The following is an 11,429-nucleotide window of genomic DNA, read 5'->3' on the forward strand; positions in this document are numbered from 1 at the left end:
TGAATCCCGGGATGCTGCGGCGTCCGGCATACCGGCCCGGCGCATGACGCATGCAGCCGCGAGCCTGAAGCACGAATGGCGCCTACCCGTCGCCCATGGCGCGACCGGTGCACGCAGGGCTACGAGGGGATCCGCGCATGGTAATCGGTGATGAACGTCGCGACCGCCGCTTCGTGCAGCGGCTCGCCGAGGTAGAAGCCTTGGCCGTCGACGTCCGGCAGCGTGCCAGCCCACTCGAACTGCTCGGCGGTTTCGATGCCGGTCATCACGATATGCTTGCCATGACCTTGCGCGATGTGCACCAGGGTTTCAACAACCCGCATGGATTCGCTGTTCTGCAGGACATCGCGGATCAGCGAGCGATCGAACTTGACGATATCCACCGGCAACTGCTGCAACAGCGTCAGCGAATTGAAGCCTGCGCCGAAGTCGTCCAGCGCGACGCGCACGCCGATTGCCTGCGTCGCGTGGATGGCCTCCACGAGCCAGTCGAGCCGGGCAGGCGGAACGACATCGGTCAGCTCGATTTCGACGCGAGCCGGTTCGAGCGCGAGCGACGTCAGCAGCGCGGAAAGCTGCGCGGGAAAATCCGCGTGCCCCAGCTCCGACGGAGACAGATTGATCGCGAGCGACAACTCGCCGCGACCGGCTGCCTTCCACTGCGCGAGCAGGTGCGCCGCGCGCCGGGTGAGCAGGTCCGTGAAGCGGGTGGCCAGGCATGAATCCTCGATCAGGCTGATGAACGACGCCGGCTCCAGGATGCCGCGCGCCGGATGATGCCAGCGCATCAGACATTCGAACCCGGCCAGACGAATCCCCCGGAGTGCGAACTTGGGTTGCAGGAGGAAAAAGAACTCGTCCTGACGAAGTCCGCGTTCGGCATCGTCGAGCGGATCGGGGGACGCAAAGGGGGAATTCATGAATGTCCAGGTAAGCCGATTGAAGTGTCGGCCGCATGTCTCTGATTGATCGATTCTATTGAGCGGAACGCAAATTTTCAACTCGCGAAAAACAAACAAATGTAAATTCGTATATTGATTTGTATATTGGTTGTAGATTTATGTTGGCGGTTATTTCGTGAAAATCGTATCCGGTTATTGTATTTCCATATTGGAAAATCCAAATCATTAATCATTTCGGTGATGTCAGTCTTGCGCCGCTGGTGTGCCAGCCGCTGGCGGGTGCGAATCATCCGAATAAATGACGGAAATGGCATTGAGACGGTAATTTTTTCTGGTGAGAAAGGCGGGCTCGGATTCGAAATGAATGCAGGTGCAATTACAATAGATGCCTTACATTATTCATATAAAAATTGCAGTATAATTTCTACATCTTAAATTCCGGTTCATTGTGGCGGGCCGATTTGCCCGGTACGTCGGCGTGGGTATGCAGGACGGGCGATCGGCAGGTGAAGGGGGCCGACGCCTGCGGCGCCCGTCAACGCTGTCTGAAGTAGGTTGCGGTGTTTGATGCAGGCATTGCAGATGCCGATCAATGCGATATCGATGGAGCATCATCTGATCGACATGTTCGGAAGATTTTTGGGGCTGTGGCGGCGCCGTTCATGTGACGAGGGCAGACAGATGGCCGGGAACGTGTCCGCGCATTGGGCGACCGACTGGATACGCCTGACGTTTGCGCTGGTGCTGGTCTGCGCGGTGCTCACGGCGACAGAGGCGTTGCATCGTGTCGACCGCGCGTGGTTCGAGTTCGTTTCGCAGTCGGTTCGCCGCGGGCCCGTCAAGCCGCTGGCGATGATCGTGGTCGACGAACGCACGACCGCGCGTCTGGGCAACTGGCCGTTCAGCATCGAAACACGCGAACGGATGATGGAGCGGCTTGCCGGAAGTGGCGTCGCAGTCGTCAGTATCGACCTGACCGGTTTGCGGGACGCCGCGCGCACGCGCGCCGGGCGCCGGGCAGCCGGCGAGACGGCAAGCCACGGCACTGCACGCATGGAGGCGGGGACCGGCAACGTCGGCAATACCGGCCAAGCCTGCGCGCGCGATGCTGCATTTCGCTGGAATGGGCCTTGCGAGCGCTACTCGTACGTCAATGTGCTGGACGGCGCGGTGCCGTCGAGCCGGCTGAGCGGCCGCGCGGTCCTGATTCGCGCGGCGGTCGACCTCGGGCAGGGCCGGCCCGGCGTGTCGTCGGCCGGCACGCTGCCGAGCGGAGACTGGGCCGCGACAGCGAATGCATCGGCTGGGCTGGCCATGACGGCACCGCTTCACCAGACGGGTTTCGCATGGACGTTGCTGTTCAACGAGATCGTCGTCTGCGTGATCTGCGCGTTGCTCTACCGGTTCGGTCCCCGCGCCGGCCTCGCTGCGTCGTTCGCCGTCACAGGCGCGGTTGCAGCGATCGCGTATGTGATGTTCGCGGTCGGCGGCGAGGCGCTGCCGCCCGCCATCGGCATGCTGATGTGCGTGCTCGCCTGCCTGCTGGTGTTCTGGCGGCGTACCGAAGTGTCGTTGCGCTTCATCGGCCTCCTGGGCGACCGGATGGCGGCCGATCCGTCGCTGCATGCGGAATCGGCGAACACCGCGCCGTACATCGACCCGGTTCGGCGGCAACTGGAGAGGACTGCGAATCTGGATGCGCAGGTACGTCGCTATCGTGCGCTGATCGACGCATGGGTCGACAGTCTTCCGGAAGCGACGTTGATTGCGTCGGCTGCCGGCGTGGTGCTGCTGGCGAACCAGCGGATTGCCGCGTGGTGCGCGGAGCCCGACGAGCATCCTGGGGCTGGGCGGGCGCCGGTGGGGCGTCCGGTTTCGGACGTGCTGTTTCAAATCACCGCTTCGCATCGGGCGAATGAATTCGCCGCGCAGGCGTTGACGTCGCTCGATCACTGGTCTGACGGCGACGCGCTGTCGGCCCAGACGAAATCCCAACTCGATCAGGGGATCGAGATCGCCAATGCCCGGTGCGGTCGTTCGCTGCTGATCAAGTGCGCGCCGATCCGCCCGTCCGTCTACGGCGAGCGTGCGCTGGTCTTTCATGTCGCGGACGTCTCGTCCGTCCGGATGGCCGAGCGGCAGCGCGACATGGCGCTGCGATTCCTGTCGCATGACATGCGGTCTCCGCAGGCGTCGATTCTCGCGCTCGTTTCGCAGATTCAGCGGGAGCCGTCGCGGTACACGCCGCAGCGCTTCGCCGAACTGGTATCACAGTATGCGACGCGCGCACTCAGCCTGTCCGACGATTTTCTCTTTCTTGCCCGGGCCGAGAATCTGCCGCCGAAGCTGGCCGCGGTCGATCCCGCGCTGGTGCTCGGCGATGCCGTCGACGATCTGCTGCCGCAGGCGAGTGCGAAATCGACGACCGTCAATCTCACGGCGGAGCCGGGGCTGAGTACGATCGCCGACGTGCAATTGCTGCGGCGGGCGTTCGTCAATCTGATCGGCAACGCGATCAAGTTCGGTCGCGAAGCCTCCACGGTCGACGTGGAACTGTCGGCCACGGACCGGCACGTGAAGATCGCCGTGACCGATTACGGCGCCGGCATATCCGAGCGCGATCAGGAAAAGCTGTTTCGCGAATTCACGCAACTGGACGGCGGCGCGTCGATGTCCGGGCATGGTCTGGGCCTGGCGTTCGTCAAGACGGTCGTCGATTCGCTCGGCGGAAAGCTGCAGGTCCGCTCGACGCTCGGCGAAGGGACGACCTTCCTCATGTTGCTGTCGAAGCACGATCACGACGCGGCGCTGGGGCACTGATGCGCCGCTGATTCGGCCGCCGCCGACCGAGCGCCGGCTATGCAGCGGACACGACCTGGATCCGGCGCGCTTCCGGCGCGCCCGCGTGTTTCGCGGGCGTTGCGAGGTCGAATTCGAGGATCGTGCTGCGGGACGGCAGCCGGGCGAGGATCGACGGATCCTGAAAACTGCTGCCGCGAAAGTAGGCAGGGCTGGTCTCGGCTGCCGCAAGCAGCGGCGTATCGGGCAACGCGGCCCAGAACGCGATGAAGCCGTATCCGTCGTCCGGCTCGAACCGGTTGCAGACGCCGCGCACGCGGGACCCGACCTGGCCCCAGGCTGGCGAGCCGGCGGCCGCATCGCGGACCGGCAGCAGGCCCGGTACCAGATAGCCGCTGATGAACTGGTCGGCCGCATCGCGCAACTCGAGCGGCACGTTGTCGAAACCGAGGACTTCGACCCGGCATCCCTTCTTCTGCAGCGCTCGCACGACTTCGACGAAATCGCCGTCGCTGGTGGCGACGAGCACGGTGTCGAGCCGGTCCGATTCGGATAGCGCGTCGATGGCCATGCCGAGATCCGAATTGGATTTGACGGTTTCGGTGCCGTCCTCGTCGGCGAAGTGCCTGAGCGGCTTGACCGTGACGCGGAATCCCTTGTCGCGCAGCGCCGCCTGATAGCCTTTGATCCGCGCATCGTAGTCGGCGGAGCGCGCGGCGCGGCGTGCGTCGAAACTCAGATACGCATGCAGCCGCTGAATCGTGGCGCCGGCCCGACCGGCGAGCGCGCGCAGCACGTCGTATCGCATCAGGTGGCCACCATTCGCGTCGATGCTGGTTCCATCCACGTACACCCCGACCCTTCTCATCGTCGTCATCCGGATTGCTGGTAGCTCGTCGCTCAGGTGTTCGAATCAAGTGCCGTCGTGCCGCGTCGCGTGCTTTTTGCACGGGCAGGGCGGTTGGCGGGTGCACGACACGTGCCGGCCCGCCGCCGATACGGCGGAAAACGCGCGACGCGCGCGCTGCCGGGAGGCACGACGCGCGCGTTGCCGGCCGCCGGCGCGCGATGCAGGTTGCCGGTTGGTCAACGGTGGCGCCCGCCACGCGGGCGAAACGTGAATGACGCCGCCCGCGTCGCGGCCCGTCAGTCGCGGCCGCTGACCGCGATCGTGACCCGGCGATCGGGTTGCAGGCACGCGATCACGGCGCGGCTCTGGCCGGGTGGGCAATGCGTGACGGGCTCGCGCGATCCTACGCCGTCCGCCTCGATGACGTTGCCGTCCAGGCCATGCGCGATCAGATAACGGCGCACCGTTTGGGCTCGCGCGCGCGACAGCGGGTCATTCACCGCGGGGGTACCGATCCGGTCGGTGTGCCCGGCCACGACGATCCGCGTAATCGCCTTGTGGCGCTTGATCCGCTCGACCGCATCGTCGAGCTGCGCCTGGCCGCCGGGCTGCATCGATTCGAGGCTCGATTGGCCGAACGCGAACAGTGCATCGCTCTGCAGCGTGAATTGCTCGATCGGCGCGGCCGGCGGCTCTGCCGCGGCCACCGGCGCGGCGGATGGCGTGCGCACGAAGTCCGCGCAGGCGGGGTCGCGCCAGTAGGTGTTGCTCACCTTCATGTGCTCGTCGTAGCGCACCTGGTACTGGCACGAGACGACTTCGTTGCCGCGGCGGAAGTCGAACAGGTAGTTCCACGTGTGGCTGCCGACGAACCACTCGTTGAAGTGAGGCGGGCCGAGCAGGTCGAACATCTGGTCCTTGTTCAGGCCGGGCCCGACGTTACGCAGGTTCGCCACGTTCACGAACGTGCCACCCTTCGGGCTGGCGGATTGCGGATCCGGGAAGCGGGGCGGCCCGTCGGTCGCGCAGCCTTGCAGGGATGCAACGGAAAGCACACTGACGGAAAGCGCGAGTGCCCATTGGATTTTCATGATCAGTCTCTCATCGTATAAGGAGCCGCGTATCAGGCGCTGCGGCAACGATCGATCGTTACGCGCAGCCGCCGCCTATCGCTGCAGTGCAGCCGTTTATTCCGCCATCACCATTGGTAACCCGCGCCGATCACGGCGCCGTAGTCGTTGCGCGTGTTGGTCGTGATGGCGGCCTTATAGATCCAGTGATTGTTTTCGGAGATCGTCGAGATGCCGATCGCCTGTCCCGACTGGCTGCGATAGACGCTGCCGGCGATCGCGACCATGCTCTTGCCGGGGCCGGACGGTTGCGGCAGGCCCGCGACGGCCATCGCACTCGCGGTGCCGCCGTCCGCGTCGCGTCGCAGCGACTGGATCTTCGCGTCGGTGTACGCGTTCGCGTTGCCGACCGCGGCATTCAGTTGCTGGACGTTGACGCCATCGGTGGGGGCGGTGCCGGCGGCGACGTTCGTGAGCTGCCGCGTCGAAGTCGCCGTGCCGATCGACACGACGTTGTTGCGCCCGCCGTCGTTGCTGCCGGAGCCGATGGCCACGGAGCCGTTGCCGGACGACGTCGAACCCGCACCGATCGTCGTCGAGCCGGTGCCCGATGCGGTCGAGCCGTTGCCGACCGCCGTGCTGTTCGAGCCGGACGCGACCGCGCCGTTGCCGCCAGCCGACGAGTTCGAGCCCGTCGATGCCGGCGGGGTCGACGAGCCCGGCGTCGACGGGAAGCCGCCACCACCGTTGGTATTGCTGAGGTTCTGGATCAACGTCGTCAGGTTCTGGTTGACCGCGTCGAGCTGGCTGACGTTGACTGCGTCGGTCCCGGCCGACCCGGCTGCGAGACCGGTGATCTTGCGGTTGCCGACGTTGATTTCGCCGGCCGACGACTGTGGGCTGCTCAAGCCGTATGCAATGTAGTTGGACTGCGCGCCCACCGTCGTGACGGAGCCGGCGCCGAGCGCGATGCTGTTCGCGAAGCTCGCGCTGGCGCCCGAGCCCAGAGCGATGGCGTCGGCTGCGCTGCTGTTCGCGCCTGAGCCGATCGCGATACCGCCGGACGTGCTGGCAACCGCGTTCGCGCCTTGCGCGATCGATTGCGGCCCGGTCGCGTTCGCGCCGCTGCCCAGCGCGATGGCATCGGCCTGCCCGGAATTCGCGGCCTGGCCGATGGCGACGCCGCCGGGCGCCGTTTGCTGCACGATCGCACCGTTGCCGATGCCGACGCCGTTGTCTCCGTTGACGACGGTGGTCGGCCCCACCGCGATCGACTCGGCGCCCACCGCGAGCGAATCGGCGGCGGTCGAGTTGGCATGGAAGTACATCGTCGGCGTCACGGCGAACGATTGCAGCGCACCGGTCAACTGCCGGACCGTGACCGCATCGTGCGCGTCGGTCCCGTCGGCGACGTTGATCAGTTGCCGGTACGTGTTGCCCGACGCGCTGCCGAACGACACGGCGCCCAGCAGCGTCGCGTCGGACGTATTGAACGGGACGGTGTGGCTGCCGGCCGGAATCGTGCCGCTGCCGGCCGCGATGGCGCGATCCGATACGGCGCCCGAGCCGATCGCGACGCCGCCGGCTATCGAAACGGCCGTCTGCGCGCCGAGCGCCACGCCGTTCGCCGCGCTCGACTGCGCGCCGGTGCCGGCTGCGAGGCTGCTGGCCGCGCTCGCGACTGCCTGAGGGCCGACGGCGATGCTGTCCGTCCCGGTCGCCTGACTGTCGGCCAGCGTCGAGTTCGCGTGGAAGTACTTGATGCCTGCGCCATTGTTGATGTTCGAGATCGCGGTCGTGTTCGCCGTTACTTGCTGGTTGGTCGCGAACAACTGCGAACCGTTGACCGCGTCGGTGCTGGCGCCGCTCAATTGGCCGGCCGCGACGTTCTGGATCTGGCGTTCCGCGCCCGGCGCACCGACGCTCACGACGCCGGAGGGGGCGGCGCCCGCGAAGTTGTAGGTCACGCCGCCAATGACCGCGCTCGAAGTCGGCGTGGCGGCGACGGTCGACGAATTCGCGCCGAGCGCGACGCTGTTGGCCACGCTCGCGATCGCGCCCGAGCCGATCGCGACGCCGCCGGTTGCGGCGGCCTGGACGTTGGCCGAATCGCCGATCGCGATCGCGCCCCCGACATTGGCCTGCGACGCGTTGCCGAGCGCGACCGAACCCTGCCCGGTCGCGACGTTCGTATTGCCCAGCGCGATCGCGCCATTGCCGTTCGCGGTGTTGTTGGCGCCTACGGCTACCGCGCCGTTGCCGGTGGCCGTGTTCGGATCGCCGATCGCCACCGCGCCGTTACCGTTCGCGGTCTGCCCTTCGCCGAGTGCGACCGCACCGGTGCCGCCGGTTACCTGCGAGTTGTGACCGCCGGCAATGGAACCCGCGCCTGCGGCCGCGGCCACCGTGCTGGTGTCGCCGAACGCGACGGTAGAACCGGCCAGCGCTTGCGAGCCGGTGCCGATCGCGACGCCGCCGTATGCCGATACCCCTGCATTCACGCCAAGGGCCACCGAGTTGTCGCCGCCTGCGGTCGCGCCGGCGCCCAGCGCGACGCCGGAAATGCCGGAAGCCGTCGCCAGGTTGCCGAGCGCAATGCCGAACAGGGTGGACGCCGTGGCCGTGTTGCCGATCGCGATCGAACTCGTGCCGCTCGCCGTCGCCTGGCTGCCGAACGCCTGTGCGTAGGTGTTGCTCGCGAGCGCGTTGTAGCCGATGGATACGGCCTGGGCGCCCGTCGCCTGCGTGCCGGAACCGGGCACGCCCGCTGTGCCGCCCGGGCCGAGCGCGACCGCGTTGACGCCCGACGCGCCGCTGTTGACGCCGATCGCGACGGCGGAGGCGCCGCTGACCGACGCGCCCGAACCCAGCGCGATGCCGGCGTCGGCGGTGTTGGTGGTGATCGATTCGAAGCCCGTGGCGATCGAGTAGCTGCCCGCCGCGGTCGCCAGCGTCCCCAGCGCGGTCGAGTGGTCGCCCGATGCGGTACCGCCGGCACCGAGCGTCGTCGCGGAATTGTTGGACGCAACCGACGCGTTGCCGAGGGAAATCGAAGACGTGCCGGACGCGGCTGCATTCAATCCACTGGCCAGCGCGTTGTCGGCGCTTGCCCGGGCACCGGCACCCAATGCGGTGCTCCCGCTTCCGGATGCCGTCGCGAAATCGCCGAGTGCACTCGAGTTTTCGCCGGTCGCGGCGGCGGACGCGCCGAGCGAGGAAGCGTTGGTGCCGGTCGCCAATGCCTGATGCCCGATCGCGGTCGCGCCGACTCCGCTCGCCGTGGTGTTGCCGCCGATGGCCGTCGAACTGCTGTTGGATGCCGTGGCGGCTTGCCCGAACGCGCTGGTGCCGGTGCCGGCGGCGACGGTGTTGGTGCCGACTGCCGTTGCCGCGGTACCGGTGGCGCTCGAGCCGGGCCCCGCCTGATACTGGGCGAGCGCCTGCTCCGGCATGACGATCGTGCCGAGTAACAGCGGCAGGATCGCGGCCGCGCATTGTGTGATGCGAAGTTCGTGGCGACGGATCGTGCCACGTGCGTCAACCGGGCTCGACGACGATCCCGGTTGGCCTTTTCCGCCGCCCGTATCGATTTCCGACACGGCGACGAGTGCCCCGCGCGCCTTGCTCCATATGACCTTGTGCACTCTGTTCATCGTGACAACCCCTATAAAATAAGAAGATCTATCAGGCTTGATTTGGTAGTGGTACTAAATGTGTTGTGAAAATAGAATTCACGGTATGCGCGTCTGATCCATATTTATTGCGGGAATGAAATGAGCATGTGCGACCACGAGAATGTGTCGGGCCGGGCACGAGTCGGGGCGGGGCGAATTCGGCGCGTCGTCGGGCCGGGCAAGTCGATCGCGTGACGACGACACGCGTCCGCGTCGATCATGGATCGCTTCATGAGATTTTCCATTTCTATATCTCGGCGTGAGAAGTGCTTGCTCGGCGGCAGGCCGCCGTTACTGTAATAGGGGAAGCAGAACAATCTGAAAATTCAATGCGCGATCTCGATTCTTGAAGCGAGAAAATCAGGTTTTTTTAATGGCGTCGCCAGTACGATCCAGCATGGATTTTTTAATCGAAGATCATCGATTTATGGGTAACGGGGCGATGATCGGATAAACGATATAAGCGTATTTAATTGCATGATCCTTGTGATGCTAGATATTAGGAGAGGACCTTCGAATCAAAAAGAAAACATTTGTCACGTTTTGAAGGATTGTTAACGTGTGACGACGCTTCCTCATTGCGATGGATTGCATGGGATCGCACGTAGATGGCACGGCCGATCTGCCGCGGACCCGAATCGGTGTAAAAACGTCGAAAGGCGTCGGGAGCCGGTTGCCAGCCGGTGTTCCGAATGAATAGGAATGCGAAGTGAATGCGGGGCGATTCTTGCGTCGGCGAGCGGCGCACCGGAATCGGTGGCGTCGGTCAGCGGATACCAGGTTCCGGGCGCACGCTACTCGTCGTGGCGCGTGAATGCACGATCAGCATCGGCAATGCCGTTGCGGCGTCGCCACGCGATTGCCAACGCTTCGGAAGCCAGCTCTGTCGCGTAACGAAGCGCCTGCGCATGACGTCGGAGCATGCCGGGAGCCGCGCCTCCTGCCGGAGGCGCCACCCACATGCAACGACACTCACACGCGGCTTTCCAGCAGCATGCCCGCGTCGCGGCGAACGTCGGCGGAAGCTTCGGTGGAAGGCTTGATCTGATCCAGTCGATAACCGAGCGTATAAATTGCGGAAAGGCGCAGGCCATTCTCGATCCCGAGCTTCAGTTTTTGCCGAATCCTGTAGATGTGGGTATCGAGCGAACGCGACTCTGTTCCCAGTTCGCGCCCCCACGCCGTGGTTGCCAGCAACTCGCGCGACATGATCTTGCCGAGATTCTGAAACAGGCATGCAACGAGCTGAAATTCCTTCGTCGTCAATTCGATCTTGGCATCGCGAAGCCGGACCGCGCGCTCCACCGGGTCCAGCACGTACGCGCCCGCCCGGATCGGCTCGTCGCGCCTCACGTTGCGCGCGACGCGGCGCAACAGCGCGTTGACCCGCGCGGCGAGCTCTTCGGCGCGGAACGGTTTGCTCAGATAGTCGTCGGCGCCGGCCTCCAGCGCCCTGACGACATCGAGTTCGTCCACGCGGCTGGTGAGGAACAGCACACCGTATTCGACATCCGCACGCGTACGGATCCAGTTCAGGACTTCGATGCCGGTCAGGCTCGGCAAGTGCCAATCGAGCACGACGGCGTCGACGGATTCGGATCGCAGGTAACGCAGCGCCTGCTCTCCGTCGACCACGACCTTGATCGTGTGGCAAAAGGGGGAGAGTGCACTTTGCACTTCCTCCGCCTGAACGGGATCGTCCTCCACAACCAATATGCGCATGCGTGCCCCCGGGTATCATGATCGGCCTGCTCGGTTGAAACCGAAAACGTCGGCTTCGCGAGCAGGCAAACGTTTGCTTTTTGATGCGATTGAAACAAACGGTTAAGGAATATAAGTCATCGGTAATGAACAAGATTGTGACATTTTGTGAATTCGTCGTATGAATTACGCAATGGGTAAAAAGAGACGGAACCCGTCTTTTTTGTGGAATTTTTTACTTGCCCGGGCGGCGCGCTAGTAGATTGAACGGCGAATTCGGGCCACCGCGGCGCAGCATGTCGCAGTCATACGGCGGTCTGCGCCGGTCTTGCGGATGGCAGCAGCCGTCAATGGAAAAGTCGGGTAGCGACGGCGCATTGCTGCGCCGCCGCCCCCTAAGAACCGTACGTGCGAGTTTCCCCGCATACGGCTC

6 protein-coding genes are annotated in these 11,429 nt (G+C 64.9%); 1 reads left to right on the forward strand and 5 read right to left on the reverse strand.

The features are described 5' to 3' along the window. Positions 1 to 119 precede the first annotated feature (119 nt). Positions 120 to 920, reverse strand: coding sequence for an EAL domain-containing protein (locus J8I33_RS19305; protein WP_209938712.1), 801 nt, complete (start codon positions 918 to 920; stop codon positions 120 to 122). Between the two features lie 663 nt (positions 921 to 1,583). Here J8I33_RS19305 and J8I33_RS19310 point away from each other — a divergent pair. Further along, complete coding sequence (locus J8I33_RS19310; RefSeq protein WP_245172214.1) at positions 1,584 to 3,722, forward strand: ATP-binding protein; 2,139 nt, start codon at positions 1,584 to 1,586, stop codon at positions 3,720 to 3,722. 37 nt (positions 3,723 to 3,759) lie between these two features. Here the strand turns inward: J8I33_RS19310 and J8I33_RS19315 are convergent, their stop codons facing one another. The 4 genes from J8I33_RS19315 to J8I33_RS19330 all read right to left on the reverse strand — a co-directional run bounded on the left by J8I33_RS19315 (position 3,760) and on the right by J8I33_RS19330 (position 11,017). Next, positions 3,760 to 4,569 carry an NYN domain-containing protein gene (locus tag J8I33_RS19315; RefSeq protein WP_185641060.1) on the reverse strand — a complete coding sequence of 270 codons (810 nt, stop codon included), beginning with the start codon at positions 4,567 to 4,569 and terminating at the stop codon, positions 3,760 to 3,762. Positions 4,570 to 4,847: 278 nt separating this feature from the next. Beyond that, on the reverse strand, positions 4,848 to 5,690 hold the full coding sequence (locus J8I33_RS19320; RefSeq protein ID WP_245172216.1) for an OmpA family protein: 843 nt from the start codon (positions 5,688 to 5,690) through the stop codon (positions 4,848 to 4,850). 59 nt (positions 5,691 to 5,749) lie between these two features. Then, positions 5,750 to 9,274 carry a YadA-like family protein gene (locus tag J8I33_RS19325; protein ID WP_209938714.1) on the reverse strand — a complete coding sequence of 1,175 codons (3,525 nt, stop codon included), beginning with the start codon at positions 9,272 to 9,274 and terminating at the stop codon, positions 5,750 to 5,752. Between the two features lie 993 nt (positions 9,275 to 10,267). Further along, entirely contained in the window at positions 10,268 to 11,017 is a 750-nt protein-coding gene (locus J8I33_RS19330; protein ID WP_124555066.1) for a response regulator transcription factor, read from the reverse strand. Positions 11,018 to 11,429 lie beyond the last annotated feature (412 nt).

Origin of the sequence: Burkholderia sp. AcTa6-5 (genome assembly GCF_017815075.1) — a bacterium.
In the GTDB taxonomy this organism is placed as follows: Bacteria; Pseudomonadota; Gammaproteobacteria; order Burkholderiales; family Burkholderiaceae; genus Burkholderia; species Burkholderia sola.

Bases quoted from the DNA above. Each gene is read 5' to 3' on its own strand.
- J8I33_RS19315 (WP_185641060.1), bottom strand. From the start codon at position 4,569: ATGAGAAGGGTCGGGGTGTACGTGGATGGAACCAGCATCGACGCGAAT.
- J8I33_RS19330 (WP_124555066.1), bottom strand. From the start codon at position 11,017: ATGCGCATATTGGTTGTGGAGGACGATCCCGTTCAGGCGGAGGAAGTG.
- J8I33_RS19305 (WP_209938712.1), bottom strand. From the start codon at position 920: ATGAATTCCCCCTTTGCGTCCCCCGATCCGCTCGACGATGCCGAACGC.
- J8I33_RS19310 (WP_245172214.1), top strand. From the start codon at position 1,584: ATGGCCGGGAACGTGTCCGCGCATTGGGCGACCGACTGGATACGCCTG.
- J8I33_RS19325 (WP_209938714.1), bottom strand. From the start codon at position 9,274: ATGAACAGAGTGCACAAGGTCATATGGAGCAAGGCGCGCGGGGCACTC.